The organism is Pseudomonas sp. GM55, assembly GCF_000282395.1.
Classification (GTDB): Bacteria; Pseudomonadota; Gammaproteobacteria; order Pseudomonadales; family Pseudomonadaceae; genus Aquipseudomonas; species Aquipseudomonas fluorescens_CC.
This window is the reverse complement of sequence record NZ_AKJJ01000018.1, coordinates 1-15769: the sequence shown is the minus strand read 5'-3', so window position 1 is coordinate 15769 and position 15769 is coordinate 1. Positions and strand designations below refer to the sequence as shown.

Sequence of the window (15769 nt, the reverse complement as noted above, 5' to 3'; positions counted from 1 at the left end):
ATTTCCTCAATCCAAAACTGCAAGCCAAAATCGGCATCGTTGTTCTGTTGACCTTTAACGGCTTCGTATTGCATAGCGCTGTATTGCCGGCGCTGAAAAAAGCCGGTTCGATACTTAATCTTTCCTTCAACCTGCGCATGCTGGCGCTGTTCTCGGGTGCGCTCTCTGCGGTGTCGTGGTTCTATGCCGCCATGCTGGGTGTTGGTCGTCCGCTGGCCTGGAAATACTCGCTGGTCGAGTTGCTGGCAGCCTATCCGGTTCTTATCGTCGGTGGATTCGCGACGATGGTACTGCTCACCGCCTATGCAAAAAACAAAGGCACCGAAGGGCGCATGGAGCAATCCAACTGGACACCAGCAAACGCCGCCCTGGCTTGATATTAAAGCCAAGTTGAATAAATAAATTCTTCTTTAGCAAATACATACCACTTTTAACTATTTACCAACTCTCAATTGAGGAAACCCAAATGAAATCCATGAAAGTTCTCTTCGTAGCCGCCGCTCTGACCGCTTCTTCTCTGGCCATGGCCACAGGTGGCGGTGATCGGACCTTCACTCGCATGGAGTCGGCCCGGAAAGTTTCGATGGAAGCCTTCCAGGTTGCCCAGAAACAGAAAGCTGAAGCCGCTGTAGCCGAAAGCAAAGCCAAGGCCGCCGATCACAGCAACAGCTGATCCGTGTAGCGCGCCAAGAGGCCGTCAGAAATGTGCGGCCTCAAGCCTCAAAATGCAGCACCCAAGGTGCTGCCAGTGAGGGTTTAACCGAGATCCTGCTTACACACAATCCAGTGTGTTGCATCGATCCGTTGAATCCACAGTCGTAAGCAGCCTTTCGCGAAGGGCTGCTTCACGTCCCGAATCACCGCAGCAAGAATGCGGCCTCCTGCTCCCTCCCCCCCTTTCATGAATCTGTTGCGTTGTCAGGCCGGCATAGCCCGAAATGATTCCTGCGATTGCCATGTGTTTCCTTCGTCCGTTCATGCGTCGCACTGTTCATTGCCCGTTGCCGTATGTCTGGAGTTTTCCCAATGCCCTCGCCTAAATCCTTGCCCACTGCGTTGCTGGGCCTGGCCCTTGTTTGTCCGGCCATGACCGAGGCTCAGGGCCTGGAGCTGGGACAAGTGCTGATCGGGGCTGAGGACCAGAGCGACGAAGACCAGGCGATCGAGGACGCCAAGGCTCGGCTGGCCCAGGTGCCTGGTGGCACCAATGTGGTCGACCTGCGCCGCCCGTTGCAGGGGCGCGTGGCCAGCAACCAGGATGTGCTGGCTTATCAGCCCGGGATCTATGCCCAGTCGGCTGGCAACGAAGGGGTGAAGATTTCGATCCGCGGATCGGGTATCAACCGTGCACCGGGCGCCCATGCCTCGGGGCTGTACGCCATGCTCGACGGTCTGCCTCTGACCGGCCCTGGCGGCACGCCCTATGAATTGCTGGAACCGCTGTGGCTCGACCATGTGGAAGTGCTGCGCGGCGCCAATGGTTTCGATCGGGGCGCACTGGCCTTGGGCGGGGCCATCGATTACGTCAGCCACACCGGCTACGACTCACCTCTGTTGCAGGTGCGCTACGCGACTGGCAGCCACGGCTACCTCCAGCGCCAGGTCAGTTCCGGGCAAGTGCTCGGCGACTTCGATTACTACGTGGCCGTGACCGAGGCAAACGCCGACGGCTACCAGGACCATACAGCCAGCGAGAGCCAGGGTGTCATCGCCAACTTTGGTTATCGCTTCAATCCCGATCTGGAAACACGCTTCTACCTGCGCCACCGCCAGACCGACAACGACCTCGCGGGACGCGTGACCAAGCACTCCATCGAGCACGATCCACGGGCGGCCAACCCCGCCTATGTGGCGCGGGACGACCGCCGCGACGAACCGGGCAGCACGTTTATCGGCAACAAGACCACCTGGTACATCGACGACGATTCGAGCATCCAGACCGGCCTGGTCTACCACGACTATCCCATGGACTTGAGGGAGGGGCCCAACCGCCTGAAGGTGGCGTACACGGATGTCAGCGGCACGTTCGACTACAAGCGTCGCGACACGCTCTGGGGTCTGCAAAGCCAAAGCACGCTAGGCCTGCGCGTGACCAAACACCTGCCCAATGATGGCGCCAGCGAGTTCGTGCGCATCCCCACCGGCAACACCGCCGGCTACGCACCGGGCACGCTGATTCGCAACTTCACCTACCAGGGCTCGGACACGGTCCTGCATGTCGGCAATGACCTGGAGATCGCCAACGACCTGTGGCTGACCACCGGCCTCGCCGCGATCTACACCCGCCGTGAAAGCGATGTCACCTACCCGCAGGAAGGTGGCAAGACCAGCCTGCACGACTGGGACTATGCCCCGCGCGTGGGCCTGCGTTACCAATTGACGCCTGACCTGCAACTGTTCGGCAATCTCAGCCGCTCGGTCGAGGCGCCACACCCGTGGTCGCTGATCTATAGCTCCAACATTCGATTCCCCGCCGGCAGCGGCGTCGCCACTGGTACCCAGCGCGATCCGGTCAAGCTGCAAAACCAGACCGCCACCACCCTGGAAATCGGTGGCCGTGGTGACAGCACTTTGGGGCAGTGGAGCCTGGCCTGGTACTACGCCCAGGTGCGCCATGAATTGCTTTCGGTGTTGCCGGATGCCAGCGCCACCACGCCCTATGAGCTCAATGCCAGCCCCACCGTGCACCAGGGCGTGGAAGCCAGCCTGCTGAGCCCGCTCTGGTCGCCGGATGATGGCGGCCAATTGAGCCTGCGTCAGAGTTATACCTTCAGTGACTTCCACTATCGCGACGATGACCGCTTTGGCGACAACCGCCTGCCGGGCCTGCCAATGCACTATTACCAGGGCGAACTGCGCTACGACTGGCCACAAGGCTTTTTCGCCGCATTCAACACGCAATGGGTGTCCAAAGTGGCCGTCGATTACGCCAACAGCTACTACGCCGATCCCTACGCAATATTCGGCGCGACGCTGGGCTACAACGCGCCCAAGGGCGACTGGCAGACCTGGCTGGACTTGCGCAACCTGACCGACAAGCACTATGCCGCCACCGTCACGCCGGGCTACGACGACAAAGGGCAGGACGCGGCACGATCCACGCCCGGTGAGGGCATGGCGATGTACGTCGGGGTGTCGTGGAGCCTGCTCTGAGGCCGGGTTAACCGGCCGTATGACCGCCGTCCCCGCACACGCAAAAACCGGGACCCGCCCGGTTTTTGCGAAAGCTGTTGAATCTACCGTTGCACCGCCACGTCAGACCTTGAAATCGGTGGACAGCGCCAGCGCTTTCCATTCGGTCAGTTCCGCTTGCACAAAGCGGTTTTTCGCCTCGATTCGCGCCACGGTGTCACTGCCCAGCGCCAGGCGTTGTGGAGGCTCCTGGGCGCTTACCAGCGCGAGCATCGCTTCGGCAAACTTCACCGGATCGCCGGGCTGCGCATGATTGGCGCCTTCGGCAAACTGGCGCATCTTGCCGACGGTTTCCTCATAGTCCGGCAGCTCCAGGGCAGTCTTGATCAGCGACTGCTCGTCCAGGAAGTCGGTACGGAAGAACCCGGGCTCGACAACGGTCGCATGGATGCCCAAGGGCGCCAGTTCCTGATGCAGCGCTTCGGTAATGCCCTCCACCGCAAACTTGGTGGCACCGTAGACACCCCAGCCCATGTAGGCCTGATAGCCGCCGATCGACGAGATGTTGATGACATGACCACTGCGCTGGCGACGCATGTGTGGCAGTACGGCGCGGGTAACGTTGAGCACGCCGAACACGTTGGTGGCGAACAGACGCTCCGTTTCGCTGGCACTGGTTTCTTCCACCGCGCCCAGCACGCCGAAACCGGCGTTGTTGATGAGCACATCAATGCGCCCGAAACGCTTGATGCCTTCCGCGACAGCCAGATGGGCTTCTTCCTCACGAGTGACGTCCAGCCGCACGGCGAGCAGGTTCGGCTGATCACCCAAACGGTCAGTGATGTCTTGTGGATTGCGGGCAGTCGCGATAACCGCGTCGCCGGCATGCAGGGCGTGTTCTGCGATGAGGGTGCCAAAACCACGGGAAGCGCCAGTAATGAACCAGGTACGCATTTCAACTCCTCCTGTCGGCGACCCGTGCGACATTGCCGGGCCTTCTCGATGAGTTGATGCGACTTTAAGCTCGTGTTACTGATGTGATAATCCCAGCAAATTTGCATGGCTTAGTGAAAGGCACTCACAAATGAAATCCCCCTCCACCGCCGACCTGTCGATTTTCCTGTGCATCGCCCGGCACCTGAACTTCAGTCGGGCGGCAGTGGAGCTCAGCCTCACGCCCTCAGCCCTTAGTCACTCATTGCGTGCCCTGGAAAATCGCCTGGGCGTACGGCTGTTCAACCGCACCACCCGCAGCGTGGCCTTGACTGACGCCGGGGAACGGCTTTACGCCCGGCTCAAACCGGCCTTTCGTGACATCGATGATGCACTGGAAGACCTCAATAACTTTCGTGACAAACCCTCAGGCAACCTGCGCATAACGGCAGGTCGACAGGCGTGTGAGCTGGTGCTGCTGCCGCTTGTCAGCCAGTTCTTGCAGGCGTACCCGGATATCCGTCTGGAGATCGTCGAGAGCGACGCCCTGGTGGACGTGGTCGCCGGCGGCTTTGACGCGGGGGTACGCTTTGGCAATCGCCTGGAAGCCGACATGGTTTCACTGCCCATCGGGCCGAACATGCGCTCGGTGGTCGTGGGCTCCCCGGCCTTCTTCGAACGGCATGTCGCACCACGCAAACCCGAGGACTTGCATGGCCTGCCATGCATCCGCCATCGCTTCCCCAGCGGCACGATGTACCGTTGGGAGTTCGAACGCGGCGCGATCACCAAGGAAATAGAAGTCAGCGGCCCGCTCACGCTCGGCGATGTCAGCCTGATGATCGGCCCGGCATTGCAAGGTGTGGGTTTGGCCTATGTGTTCGAGGACATGGTCAGCGGGTATCTGGCTGATGCCCGCTTGATCCAGGTGCTGGCCGACTGGTGCCCCTACTATCCGGGCCTGCACCTGTATTACCCGAGTCGCCGCCATGTGCCCGCAGCGCTCAAGGCATTCATCGACTTTGCTCGCGCGGCCCGCCAGCTCAACACATAACCACGCGCGACGGCTAAGCTTTTGTAACGCCACTTCGTCCCTCAAGGAGATATCCATGAGCGCCGCCGCCCTGTCCGAGCTCGATGCCGCCCTGCCCGGTCTGACCCGCAAGATCCGCGTGCTGGATGCCCTGTCCTGGCCGGATGGGGTCGAGGAAGACTTCCTGGCGAAATGGCGTGGCGGGCGCGCCGAATTACCCAGGGTCGAGTTACAGCCCCGCGACCACAGCGCCGACATCGCCGCCCTGGAAACCTTTATCAGCCGTTGTGACGTGGGGCATCCGGCCGGGAACTTCCTCGCCATGACCGCCCGTAGCTATGCCACGGCCGGACACATGCTGGGAGCCATTGGTACCCCAGCGTTTACCCACTATTCGTCGGCGCTGTACCGGCGTCCGGACTTCTATTACACGCGCTTGCAACTGAGCATGCTCGACGCCGCCAATTTCTTCCTCAAGACCACCGACGCCCTGCTGGGCGGTGCGCGGATTCCACCGAGCCCGGCCGAGATTCCGGCCAAGGCGTTCGCCGCCTGGCTTCAACCGGAACTGGACCGTTTCTTCGGCGCCGGACAAATCACGGTCGTGCTCGATCCGAGCCTGGCCGCCAAGGCCATCGCCGGATCGAGCCGCATTCGCCTGCGGGCCAGCGCACTGTTCTCGGAGCTGGACAAGAATCAGCTGTTGCAACACGAGGCCTTTGTGCATATCGCCACGGCACAAAACGGCGCGCGGCAACCCAACCTCATAAGCCTGGGCCTGGGAGCGCCCCGCACGACCCAGACCCAGGAAGGCATAGCCACCCTGGCCGAACTGTTCACCGGCAGCATGGACATCAACCGCCTGCGTCGCCTGGCCCTGCGCGTACTCGCCGTCCAGCAGGCGCTGGAGGGCGCCGACTTCATCCAGGTGTTCGAAGGTTTTCTGGCGGCCGGGCAGACACAAGAGGAATCGTTCCGCTCAACCCAACGGGTATTCCGCGGCGTCGATCTGCATGGCGGTTCGGCGTTTACCAAGGACGCCGCTTACCTGACCGGGCTGCTCGGCGTCCACACCCTGCTGCGCATTGCAATCCGCGATAACCGGCCGGAACTGATCGGGCATTTGTTTGCAGGTCGCCTCAGCCTGGCCGACACCCTGCGTCTGGCGCCACTTTTCGACTCCGGCTGGCTCAAGGCACCGGTCTATCTTCCGGCCTGGGCCTCTGATCTGCGTATCCTGGCCGCCAACCTGGCGTTCTCGGCGTTCATCGCCCAGATCAAGCTGGATGTGCTGGACCTGAAGGTCTTCATGGCATTCGCCGAAGAACACGAAAGCGATGCCAGCGCACATTGATCGGGATCAGCGTCACACTCTTTTAAAGACAACCGGGGTCCTTGAAATGAGCTGCTACCATTAGAAAGCGGTGTCGAGGCCGAGCTCTGTGGCTTGCAAAGCCGGCTTGCACCTGCCAGGGATGATCCACTCATTTCAAGCCTGCCTGACCACATGGGGGGTGCAATGCACATTCCATTACTTTACACGTTGTCGGCCGTACTGTTTTTGAGCGGATCTTCCGGCCTGGCACTGGGTGCAAATGAGACCACCGCCGCGGCCCCCGCACCGGCAAACGCGAGCAATGCAGCGCCCGTCACAGCGGCGGCCAAGGACCCCGTGTTTACCCAGGAACAGCTGGATCAAATGCTCGCGCCCATTGCGCTGTACCCGGACCCCTTGCTGGCCCAGGTACTGATGGCCACCACCTACCCGGGGGAAGTCGGTGAGGCGGTAAGCTGGTCCAAAGCGCACCCCGACGCCAAGGGCGACGATGCAGTCAAACAAGTGGCGAGCCAACCCTGGGATCCGAGCGTGCAGGCACTGGTCGCCTTTCCGCAGGTTCTGGCAACGCTGGGGCAGGATCCCGTCTGGGTACAACGCCTGGGCGATGCCTTCCTGGCGCAGCCCGACGATGTCATGAACGGTGTACAACGCTTGCGTCATCAGGCCCAGGCCGCTGGCAACCTGCAGAGCAACCAGTATCAGAACGTGACGATTCAGAACGTCGCGGCGCCGGCGCCCAAGACCACAACGGCGGCACCGGCGCCTGAACCCGCTCCGGCCCCTGCCAGCAGCTCCACCATCATCATCCAGCCTTCCGATCCGCAGGTGGTGTACGTCCCCACCTATAACCCGACAACCACCTACGGCACCTGGCCCTACCCGGCGTCGCCGCCCGTGTACTATCCACCGCCGCCCGCCTATTACCCCGGTCAGGCCTTGATGGCCGGGCTGGCGTTTGGTACCGGCGTGGCCATCGTCGGGGCATTGTGGGGTGAATGTGACTGGGGCAATAACGACGTCGACATCGACGTCAATCGCTACAACAACATCAACGCCAACAACCGCATCACCAACAACCAGAACAAATGGCAGCACAACCCGGTGCACCGCAATGGCGTGCCCTATCGAGACGGCAGGAGTCGCGAACAGTACGGCCGCCAATTGAACGGTGCCAGTCAGCGTGAAGCCTATCGAGGGGACAATGCCCAGCGTGCCCAGGCCCGTGAAAATGCCCGCAACTCAATGGACAGGCACGGTATCGAACGACCGGCCACCAGCAACCTCCAGGCCCGTGATCAAGCGCGCAAACTCCAGTCCGGAACCTCGGGTGGCAATCGCATGCAGGCCGGTGCAGACAGACCGAAGGCAGCTGACAGAGGCCAGGGTGCTGCAAGAAGCACCCGGGACAATCAGCAGCCCAGGAACGTGACCCGTCAGGCCGATCAGCAACCCAGGAACCAGGGCGCCCAGTTGAATCAACGCAAAGAGGGCGTCGCGCAGACGCGTCAAGGAACCAACAAACGGCCGGCCGCCAGTGCCGGCAGTGCCCGCAACAATGCGTTCGCCGGCGCGCGCTCACCGTCCCAGGCCAACCTCCAGGCCAATCGTGGCCGGGCGAGCCAGGCATCCGCCCAGCGCCCCAGCGCCTCACGATCGGCCGGTCACCAGATCAGTCGGCCGTCCAGTCCACCAGCGCGTTCAAGGGGGGGCCGCCGTTGAAAAACCATCCTCGAGTGAAGGGACTCACGGGCTTGCTCCCTCATGTCCTTGCGATAGCTATTGGCTTGGCGTGGTCGTGCATGGCGACGGCACAGCAAGCCTTTCCAACACCAGAAAAGGCCGCTGAAGCGTTCGTTGAGGCACTGGGTACGGAACACTCCGACCAGGCACGCCTGACCGAGTTGCTGGGCAGTGACTGGCACAGTTACATCCCTCGTGAAGGCGTGCAGCGCGAAGATGTGGATGCGTTTTTGCAGCAATACCGCGAACAACATCACATTGAAAACACCAGCGACCGCAAGGCTGTCCTGGCGGTCGGCAGCAAGAACTGGACACTGCCCATCCCCATGACAAAAGCAGCCGACGGTTGGCGCTTTGACTTGAAGGCCGGTAGCGCCGAGATCCGTGCACGTCAGATCGGCCGCAATGAACTCGCCGCGGTGCAGTCGGTGCTGGCCTATCACGACGCCCAGATGGACTATGCGTCTGTCGATCGAGACGGAGATGGCGCCCTCGAGTATGCGCAGAAAATCTTCAGCACCCCCGGCAAGCACGACGGACTCTATTGGGCAGAAGACGATAGCGACCAGATCAGCCCGCTGGGGCCTTCGTTCGGCAAAGCCATTGCCGACGAAGACTGGCATGGTTACCGCTTCCGCATCCTTGATGGCCAGGGGCCTTCGGCACCGGGTGGCGCCTACAGTTATCTCATCGGTGACAAGATGAGCCGGGGTTTTGCACTGATCGCCTGGCCGGCGAAATACAACGACACCGGAGTGATGAGTTTCATGATCAGCCATGACGGCCAGGTGTTCGAGAAAGACCTGGGGCCCGGTGGTGAAAACCTGGCGAAAGCAATGAAGCGCTTTGATCCGGATGACAGCTGGAAAGAGGTGGATGAAGATCAGGCGCAGCAGGAGTGACCGGGGCGCCACCGACCTGCTGCCGACGCTCGGAATCGCTGGGGGATCTTATTTAGATCAACAGGACGAATCGCTCTTCGTTCCCCGTGCTTTCGTTACAGGAAGGTTGTTCCAGTTGGAATCCGCACCGATCAAGGACTGTTCTTGAGCCCACATTTTCCTTGTAGGCAAAAGCTACCAGTTGTGTAAGCCCCCAACGCGTCTTTGCTTGCTGTATCAGATGCCTCAGCGCCAGGGTTGCCAGCCCCTGCCCGCACGCGCGTTGAGCGATCCGATAGCCCACTTCAGCAGTACCCGTCGCCAGGTCGATGCTTTTCAGATTGGCTCGACCGACGATTGTCTGACTGGAATCCACGATGACAAACGGGTGCCAGGCGCCGATGGCAAAATCGGATAAGTAGCTTTCGATATGATCGGCGACACCCCGCAACGAGTAAAAAGCAGGATCGCGCGCATCAATATGGGATTCGAACCATTCACGGTTTTGGACTTCGAATGCCAGCAACGCTTCAGCATCAGTCCTTTTCAGCTCGCGAACGCTAAACGATTCCATTCATCACCTCTCCTTTGTCTTGCGCCGAAATGGTTCAAGTTTATCTCATGCCTGAACAACCCTACCGAGCCTGACCTTCCCCTACCAGAGTCCGGGCTGCTTGCACGATACATACGGATAAACGTATATTCGTATTTCCATATGTATCGAGCTCCGCAAATGCTCAACCCTGCCGCCGTATTCAAATGTCTGTCCGACGAAACCCGCGCTCGGGCCACCTTGCTCATCGCCCGTGAAGGCGAGTTATGCGTTTGTGAGCTGGTCTGTGCCCTGGACGACAGCCAGCCTAAAATTTCTCGCCATCTTGCACAGCTTCGCGGGTGCGGCCTGCTGCTGGACCGCCGCCAGGGACAGTGGGTGTATTACCGGCTCAATCCTGACCTGCCGGCGTGGGTGCGTGACGTTCTCGAGACAACCTTGCTGGCAAACGCCGACTGGCTTGAAGACAACAGCACTCGCCTGAACGCGATGGGCGACCGTCCTCTCAACACTTCCGCCTGCTGCTGACCCTTCATTAGTCGAGACTGTGCATGTTGACTGCATTTAGCATTTTCCTGCTCACCATGGTGCTGGTCATCTGGCAACCCAAGGGCCTGGGCGTCGGCTGGAGCGCCTCCCTGGGAGCCATTCTGGCCCTGTTTGCGGGCGTCGTGACGCTGGACGATATTCCACTGGTGTGGGGCATTGTCTGGAACGCCACCGCGACATTCATCTCGCTCATCATCATCAGCTTGCTGCTCGATGAGGCCGGATTTTTCCAATGGGCCGCGTTGCATGTGGCGCGCTGGGCCAAGGGTGACGGCCGTCGCCTGTTCGTGTTCACGATACTGCTGGGGGCCGGCGTATCCGCGCTGTTTGCCAATGACGGTGCAGCGCTGATTCTGACCCCCATCGTTGTTTCAATACTGCTCGCGTTGCGTTTTTCGCCAGCGTCTACCCTGGCGTTCGTCATGGCGGCCGGTTTTATTGCCGACACGGCAAGCTTGCCCCTGGTGGTGTCCAACCTCGTCAACATCGTTTCGGCGGACTACTTCGACCTGGGTTTCAGTGAATACGCTGCCATCATGGTGCCGGTCAATTTCGTGGCCGTGGCGACCACTCTTGCGGTGCTGTACGGGTTTTTCCGGCGTGACATTCCCAGGCACTACTCACTGGAAGACGTGCTGGATCCGCGACGTGCCGTGCGAGACCCTCTGACCTTCCGTGTCGGCTGGATTGTTCTGGCTTTGTTGCTGATCGGGCTGTTTGCGCTGGAACCCTTGGGCATTCCAGTCAGCGCAATCGCAGCGGTCTGTGCCGCGATGCTGTTCGCCGTGGCTGCGCGCGGGCATGTGATTTCCACCCGACGAGTGCTGCGTGAAGCGCCCTGGCACGTCGTGATATTTTCGCTGGGCATGTACCTGGTGGTTTACGGGCTGAAAAACGCCGGACTGACCACCTCCATGACAACGGCTCTGAACCACATGGCCGAATTCGGCATCTGGGGCGCCGCGTTGGGCACCGGCCTGCTCACGGCTTTGCTGTCATCGGGCATGAACAACATGCCCACGGTGCTGGTGGGTGCCCTGTCGATTCAAGCCAGTGACGCCACGGGTGTGGTACGTGAAGCCATGATCTACGCCAATGTCATCGGCTCTGACCTGGGCCCCAAAATCACCCCAATCGGCAGCCTGGCCACCCTGCTCTGGCTGCATGTTCTGGAGCGCAAGGGCATCCGCATCACTTGGGGTTACTACTTCAGGGTCGGCGTGGTCCTGACGCTGCCGATCCTGCTCATCACCTTGTCTGCCCTGGCCCTGCGCCTGAGCGTTTAGCCCCTGAGCGACTGCAAAGAGGAGTCACCATGCGCGTTCTGTTTATGTGTACCGCCAATAGCTGTCGCAGCATCCTGTCCGAAGCCATGTTCAACCATCTCGCCCCGCAAGGTTTTGAGGCGATCAGTGCCGGCAGTTTCCCCAAGGGACAGGTGCTGCCCCGCAGCCTGAGCACGCTGCAAGAGGCCGGCATTGCCATCGACGGCTTGAGCAGCAAAGGCAATGACGCGTTCGAAACCAACCCTCCGGATATCGTCATTACGGTCTGCGACAAGGCCGCCGGCGAGGCGTGCCCCCTGTACTTCGGACCGGCACTGAAAGCGCATTGGGGCCTGGAAGACCCATCGGAGATAAAGGGCGATGAAGCAAGGGTATCGGCGGCGTTCCACTCAACCCTGGCGCACATTGAAACGCGCTGCCGGGCATTCCTGGACCTGCCTTTTGCACAACTTGACCGTGATGCGCTGAAGCGGGAACTCGACCGCATCGGCACGCTGTAACCGGAGACCCCATGACCCATCCGCTGCCCAATCTCGACACCTCACTGACTCAGCCCATCGCCGATGGACGCGACGACCAGCACAAGCCGCGCATCCTGTTGCTATACGGCTCCACTCGTGCGCGGTCGTTCAGTCGCCTGCTGGTCGAGGAAGCCGCCCGGTTGCTCGAACACTTCGGCGCCGAGACGCGGATCTTCAATCCTTCAGGCCTGCCGCTCCCGGACGACGCGCCCACTGATCACCCGAAAGTCCAGGAACTGCTCGAACTGATGCAGTGGTCTGAAGGACAGGTCTGGTGCTCGCCAGAACGCCACGGCTCCATGTCCGCCGTATTCAAGGCCCAAATAGACTGGGTGCCATTGGCGTTGGGGGCCATTCGCCCAACCCAGGGAAAAACCCTCGCTGTCATGCAAGTCTGCGGCGGTTCCCAGTCCTTTAATGTGGTGAATCAACTTCGTGTACTGGGGCGCTGGATGCGCATGTTCACAATCCCCAATCAATCATCCGTGCCAAAGGCTTTTCTGGAGTTTGACGACGCCAATCGCATGAAGCCCTCGTCGCTGTACGACAGGGTGGTGGACGTTATGGAGGAACTGGTGAAATTTACCTTGCTGCTACGGGATCGCCCCGATCTGGTTGACCGCTACTCGGAAAGAAAAGAGTCAGCGCAGGAACTGACTCAGCGCGTGAATCAACGGTCGATCTGAATGTAGAGACCTTCCCCCTTGGCTCAATAACCGAAAAAAGTCGCAAACCCCGACATTTCAGGGCTTGCGACTCTTTGCCGTTACGTCCCTCAGGCTCCCGGGACGTTTTCTACGGGTATGCCTGCCGTGCTCATTGCATCAGGTGCAGGCCTAGTTCTCTACCTCAACCACGTCGATATCCGGCGCGTCCGCCACATCCGCTTTGGCTTCGTTCGCCTCAACCTTGGCAGCCTCTCTGGCTTCATTCGCCTCGACTTTGGCAGCGTCCCTGGCTGCATCGGCTTCTGCCTTGGCGGCATCGCGGGCTGCATCTGCACCCACTACGCCAGCAGCTCTTGCAGCGTCCCGAGCGGCATCCGCATCAGCTCTGGCGGCGTCGCGGGCTGCATCTGCGGCAGCTCTGGCAGCATCCCGGGCTGCATCCGCATCAGCTCTGGCAGCGTCCCTGGCTGCATCGGTGGCGTGATTGTCATTGTCATTGGCGTTATCGTTGTCGTTGTCATGCGCATTGCCCGGGCCTCTGTTCCCGGCCATACCACCATGATCAGCGTCGCCACGCCCCGGCCCTCCATGACCGTCACCGCCATGGCCAGCAGCACCATGATCGCCACCCTCTCCATGGCCGCTGCCACCGTGGCCGCCTCCGCCGTCACCACCGTGACCACCACCGCCTCCGCTACCGCCATCTTTGGCGTACACGCTGGAGAAACTACTGATGTAATCGGGCACCAGGATCGTCGATGCCGACAGGACACCGCCAATTGCCAGAGCCAACAAACATTTTTTGAGCAGCATGATGCACCTCCGCTTGGAGTTGCGTCGTCATCTCCCTATTGAACGCAATATCAAGTGAGTTTCCGACCGCCCATTGGAGCGGCCAGCCAACCAGCCCGAACCTGAATCTGCAGCAATAACAAGCAACTGCGGTATGCGCACGATCCCTCAGAGCCAGCCAGCATGATTGCGCGGGAAATATTCCCACATATTTTTTAGATAAGTGCTTTCAGCCCGAGTTCAAAAAAAGAGAATCCGGACTGACTGCTCAGCCAAAAGCGGTCATTCCTGGCCGCTGGCAAGCAGCCTTACGATTACAGGGTACGGGGTGCTGGCCTGACGCCTGTGCAGGATGCCCGGCAACCAGGCATCACCGGTAGATAGTGCCAATAACCGCCGAGCGGCTTCGACGGTTCATTCAGCAAGCCGCGCCGCTGGTAATAGCGAATGGTCTCGAGTTCACCCCGGCAGCTTCCGCCAACTTGCCGATACTCAGCCCTGTCGCCATCACACGCCCTTGATTTTGTACCCCGGTACGGAATGTAGAGTGACTCCAGGTTAGATCGATTCAGGAGCAGCGCGGATGTTGTGGTACGGCGTGACCAAGGTTTATTCGGTTTATCAGACGCCCCTGACGCGCCTCAAACCGCGATTATGGGAGGTTAGTGTCATGTGGAATTACGCGCTGATGCTCGTGGTGGTCTACCTGATCATCACCCTCTGCATCGGCTGGTTGTATACCATTGCGCTCCTGCATTGGCTTTGATCCGATGGGTAAAGTGCTGCAACCATTCACGAAACTGGACGACAGCTTCACTTCCCCCCACTTCCATCGACCCTTTGTCAATCACCCCCACGCTCGCCACGCACCCATCGCGGCAATGGACCACGTCAGTACGATGAGCACCGCAGCAAGCTTGTTCACCGGGCGCTGCAAGTCTCTAGCCTCCCACTCCGCCGCTTTGAGCTGACACTCCTGCAGCACGGCTGATGGCATCAGCCGAAGCGCAAGCAGAATGCCAAGCGGCAAAATAATCACGTCATCCACGTATCCAAGCACGGGAATAAAATCGGGAATAAGGTCGATTGGGCTCAGCGCATAGGCCACGACAAAAACCGAAACCCACTTGGGTAGCCAGGGCGTTTGCGGATGCTGATAACAAAACCAGAGAACCATGGTTTGCCGTTTCAGCTTTCGGGCCCAGCCACGCAGGCAATAAAGAAGTCGGTTCATCTCGTGGTAATCAGAACGTGAGGGGTGCGATCACAAGCGTAGCGCCATTGGAAAGCGGCTGCCATGGGTTGGTTGCAGCCCTTGGTGACAGGCAGAAATCGGCCAATACCCGATATTCTCCCCTGGCCCGAAAGCAGGCATTTTCGGTCCAGGTACTGTCACATCCACCGAGTGAAATCTTGCGCAAAAATCTGTCATGACATGTTATGACCTCGTCCAAAAAAGGCGTTTGGCCCAACAAATACGGCGTTTAATGGACGAATGGTCGTAAGGCGTCAAGCGCGGGGAATAGCTGGGAGCCTGAAGCCACTACAGGCGACTCAGGTTGGGTGCGTTCGTCGTGGTAAAGTGAACTTCACTTCCATCACGTGTCACATTAGGTCCTCGTCAAGCGAACTTCAGAAGAGGTAAAGCCTAATGAACATCGCCACAGTAGTAAGTGCCGTGATTTCCAGTCTCGCACCCAGTGTCTTTGACCAGAACGGCCTGCAAGAACCCGGCGCGCATGTCTCGGCCGTCGAATACCACTACGGAATGGAAATCGATGTAAAGCGGGTACTGCAGCGCACCGATACATCCGACAAGACCGGTATGGTACCGGTGACCCTGGTCTACGAAGACAGCGAGGGTGAGGTCCACAAGATCCGTTTCCTCGAATGGGGTGGAAGCCCTGCCAGTCCAACCAGCATTGCCTGATGCGCTCGCCGCCAGGGTTCTGGGCCACGCCCTTCCCCATAAGCGCAAGTTAAACTTCATATGCACCCAGTGCGAATTGATGTTTTTGTTACTTGAAAATTGACATGATCGAATGATTAAAAGTTCATTCGCGAAAATCGCTATCATCTTGACCGCATAATGCCGCAAGATTAATTAATAGTGATTACTGAATCTTAATTGCAATCAGCAACGGCAAACGCCAATCAAGCCGTGCCGAGAGTTATGCTGATTCACTATTGAAGCCAAGGGGTCACCATGGAACTTAGTATGTTTTCTTCGTCCACCGTGGAATATGTTCGTTTGGGCGTTGTATATTTCCACCTAATCGCCTGCTGTGTCGCAATCGGCCTGGTCTTGACCAGTGACGTCGCAATGGTCAAGCAACTCCTGA

General features: G+C 59.6%; 16 protein-coding genes and 2 pseudogenes. 14 read left to right on the top strand and 4 right to left on the bottom strand.

Annotated elements, in window-relative coordinates:
* The 3 genes and pseudogenes from PMI31_RS03315 to PMI31_RS03305 all read left to right on the top strand — a co-directional run.
* Nucleotides 1–377 (top strand): annotated as a pseudogene (locus tag PMI31_RS03315) (hypothetical protein); the annotation flags it as partial.
* 89 nt (nucleotides 378–466) lie between these two features.
* Nucleotides 467–673, top strand: coding sequence for a co-regulatory protein PtrA N-terminal domain-containing protein (locus PMI31_RS03310; protein WP_008016217.1), 207 nt, complete (start codon nucleotides 467–469; stop codon nucleotides 671–673).
* A 353-nt stretch (nucleotides 674–1026) separates the two neighbouring features.
* Entirely contained in the window at nucleotides 1027–3153 is a 2127-nt protein-coding gene (locus PMI31_RS03305) for a TonB-dependent receptor family protein (RefSeq protein ID WP_008016215.1), read from the top strand.
* Between the two features lie 102 nt (nucleotides 3154–3255).
* Here the strand turns inward: PMI31_RS03305 and PMI31_RS03300 are convergent, their stop codons facing one another.
* Nucleotides 3256–4086, bottom strand: a complete 831-nt coding sequence (locus tag PMI31_RS03300) for an oxidoreductase (RefSeq protein ID WP_008016214.1) — start codon at nucleotides 4084–4086, stop codon at nucleotides 3256–3258.
* A 130-nt stretch (nucleotides 4087–4216) separates the two neighbouring features.
* Between PMI31_RS03300 and PMI31_RS03295 the strand changes: the two genes are divergently transcribed.
* From PMI31_RS03295 to PMI31_RS03280, 4 genes are all read left to right on the top strand, one after another.
* Complete coding sequence (locus tag PMI31_RS03295; protein ID WP_008016213.1) at nucleotides 4217–5119, top strand: LysR family transcriptional regulator; 903 nt, start codon at nucleotides 4217–4219, stop codon at nucleotides 5117–5119.
* Nucleotides 5120–5174: 55 nt separating this feature from the next.
* Nucleotides 5175–6452 (top strand): flavohemoglobin expression-modulating QEGLA motif protein, encoded by a 1278-nt coding sequence (locus tag PMI31_RS03290; protein WP_008016211.1) that lies wholly within the window; start codon nucleotides 5175–5177, stop codon nucleotides 6450–6452.
* Between the two features lie 165 nt (nucleotides 6453–6617).
* Nucleotides 6618–8156, top strand: a complete 1539-nt coding sequence (locus PMI31_RS03285; RefSeq protein WP_008016209.1) for a DUF3300 domain-containing protein — start codon at nucleotides 6618–6620, stop codon at nucleotides 8154–8156.
* An 80-nt stretch (nucleotides 8157–8236) separates the two neighbouring features.
* On the top strand, nucleotides 8237–9079 hold the full coding sequence (locus PMI31_RS03280; protein WP_008016207.1) for a DUF2950 domain-containing protein: 843 nt from the start codon (nucleotides 8237–8239) through the stop codon (nucleotides 9077–9079).
* A 52-nt stretch (nucleotides 9080–9131) separates the two neighbouring features.
* Here the strand turns inward: PMI31_RS03280 and PMI31_RS03275 are convergent, their stop codons facing one another.
* On the bottom strand, nucleotides 9132–9632 hold the full coding sequence (locus PMI31_RS03275; protein WP_008016206.1) for a GNAT family N-acetyltransferase: 501 nt from the start codon (nucleotides 9630–9632) through the stop codon (nucleotides 9132–9134).
* Between the two features lie 159 nt (nucleotides 9633–9791).
* Here PMI31_RS03275 and PMI31_RS03270 point away from each other — a divergent pair, with 159 nt between their 5' ends.
* The 5 genes from PMI31_RS03270 (at nucleotide 9792) to PMI31_RS31770 (ending at nucleotide 13490) form a co-directional block, all read left to right on the top strand.
* Entirely contained in the window at nucleotides 9792–10139 is a 348-nt protein-coding gene (locus PMI31_RS03270) for a metalloregulator ArsR/SmtB family transcription factor (RefSeq protein WP_008016205.1), read from the top strand.
* Between the two features lie 23 nt (nucleotides 10140–10162).
* A complete protein-coding gene (locus tag PMI31_RS03265) occupies nucleotides 10163–11446 on the top strand; it encodes an arsenic transporter (protein ID WP_008016204.1) in 1284 nt (427 codons plus the stop codon).
* 29 nt (nucleotides 11447–11475) lie between these two features.
* Entirely contained in the window at nucleotides 11476–11946 is a 471-nt protein-coding gene (locus PMI31_RS03260; protein WP_008016203.1) for an arsenate reductase ArsC, read from the top strand.
* Nucleotides 11947–11957: 11 nt separating this feature from the next.
* The gene (arsH, locus tag PMI31_RS03255) at nucleotides 11958–12653 is read left to right on the top strand and encodes an arsenical resistance protein ArsH (RefSeq protein WP_008016202.1); all 696 of its coding nucleotides are present in this window, start codon (nucleotides 11958–11960) and stop codon (nucleotides 12651–12653) included.
* Nucleotides 12654–12770: 117 nt separating this feature from the next.
* A complete protein-coding gene (locus PMI31_RS31770; RefSeq protein WP_157213257.1) occupies nucleotides 12771–13490 on the top strand; it encodes a hypothetical protein in 720 nt (239 codons plus the stop codon).
* A 317-nt stretch (nucleotides 13491–13807) separates the two neighbouring features.
* Here the strand turns inward: PMI31_RS31770 and PMI31_RS31230 are convergent.
* A pseudogene (locus PMI31_RS31230) lies at nucleotides 13808–13935 on the bottom strand (MerR family DNA-binding transcriptional regulator); the annotation flags it as partial.
* Between the two features lie 75 nt (nucleotides 13936–14010).
* Between PMI31_RS31230 and PMI31_RS03245 the strand changes: the two are divergent.
* Nucleotides 14011–14193 (top strand): hypothetical protein, encoded by a 183-nt coding sequence (locus PMI31_RS03245; RefSeq protein WP_008016200.1) that lies wholly within the window; start codon nucleotides 14011–14013, stop codon nucleotides 14191–14193.
* Between the two features lie 81 nt (nucleotides 14194–14274).
* On the opposite strand, the gene PMI31_RS03240 is transcribed toward PMI31_RS03245, so the two are convergent.
* Entirely contained in the window at nucleotides 14275–14661 is a 387-nt protein-coding gene (locus PMI31_RS03240; RefSeq protein ID WP_043302169.1) for a YkvA family protein, read from the bottom strand.
* Nucleotides 14662–15078: 417 nt separating this feature from the next.
* Here PMI31_RS03240 and PMI31_RS03235 point away from each other — a divergent pair, with 417 nt between their 5' ends.
* The gene (locus PMI31_RS03235; protein ID WP_008016198.1) at nucleotides 15079–15357 is read left to right on the top strand and encodes a DUF2790 domain-containing protein; all 279 of its coding nucleotides are present in this window, start codon (nucleotides 15079–15081) and stop codon (nucleotides 15355–15357) included.
* Nucleotides 15358–15769 lie beyond the last annotated feature (412 nt).

Excerpts from the sequence above, each read along its gene's own strand:
- PMI31_RS03310 (WP_008016217.1), top strand. The coding sequence starts at position 467 with ATGAAATCCATGAAAGTTCTCTTCGTAGCCGCCGCTCTGACCGCTTCT.
- PMI31_RS03305 (WP_008016215.1), top strand. The coding sequence starts at position 1,027 with ATGCCCTCGCCTAAATCCTTGCCCACTGCGTTGCTGGGCCTGGCCCTT.
- PMI31_RS03300 (WP_008016214.1), bottom strand. The coding sequence starts at position 4,086 with ATGCGTACCTGGTTCATTACTGGCGCTTCCCGTGGTTTTGGCACCCTC.
- PMI31_RS03295 (WP_008016213.1), top strand. The coding sequence starts at position 4,217 with ATGAAATCCCCCTCCACCGCCGACCTGTCGATTTTCCTGTGCATCGCC.
- PMI31_RS03290 (WP_008016211.1), top strand. The coding sequence starts at position 5,175 with ATGAGCGCCGCCGCCCTGTCCGAGCTCGATGCCGCCCTGCCCGGTCTG.
- PMI31_RS03285 (WP_008016209.1), top strand. The coding sequence starts at position 6,618 with ATGCACATTCCATTACTTTACACGTTGTCGGCCGTACTGTTTTTGAGC.
- PMI31_RS03280 (WP_008016207.1), top strand. The coding sequence starts at position 8,237 with ATGGCGACGGCACAGCAAGCCTTTCCAACACCAGAAAAGGCCGCTGAA.
- PMI31_RS03275 (WP_008016206.1), bottom strand. The coding sequence starts at position 9,632 with ATGGAATCGTTTAGCGTTCGCGAGCTGAAAAGGACTGATGCTGAAGCG.
- PMI31_RS03270 (WP_008016205.1), top strand. The coding sequence starts at position 9,792 with ATGCTCAACCCTGCCGCCGTATTCAAATGTCTGTCCGACGAAACCCGC.
- PMI31_RS03265 (WP_008016204.1), top strand. The coding sequence starts at position 10,163 with ATGTTGACTGCATTTAGCATTTTCCTGCTCACCATGGTGCTGGTCATC.
- PMI31_RS03260 (WP_008016203.1), top strand. The coding sequence starts at position 11,476 with ATGCGCGTTCTGTTTATGTGTACCGCCAATAGCTGTCGCAGCATCCTG.
- arsH (WP_008016202.1), top strand. The coding sequence starts at position 11,958 with ATGACCCATCCGCTGCCCAATCTCGACACCTCACTGACTCAGCCCATC.
- PMI31_RS31770 (WP_157213257.1), top strand. The coding sequence starts at position 12,771 with ATGCCTGCCGTGCTCATTGCATCAGGTGCAGGCCTAGTTCTCTACCTC.
- PMI31_RS03245 (WP_008016200.1), top strand. The coding sequence starts at position 14,011 with ATGTTGTGGTACGGCGTGACCAAGGTTTATTCGGTTTATCAGACGCCC.
- PMI31_RS03240 (WP_043302169.1), bottom strand. The coding sequence starts at position 14,661 with ATGAACCGACTTCTTTATTGCCTGCGTGGCTGGGCCCGAAAGCTGAAA.
- PMI31_RS03235 (WP_008016198.1), top strand. The coding sequence starts at position 15,079 with ATGAACATCGCCACAGTAGTAAGTGCCGTGATTTCCAGTCTCGCACCC.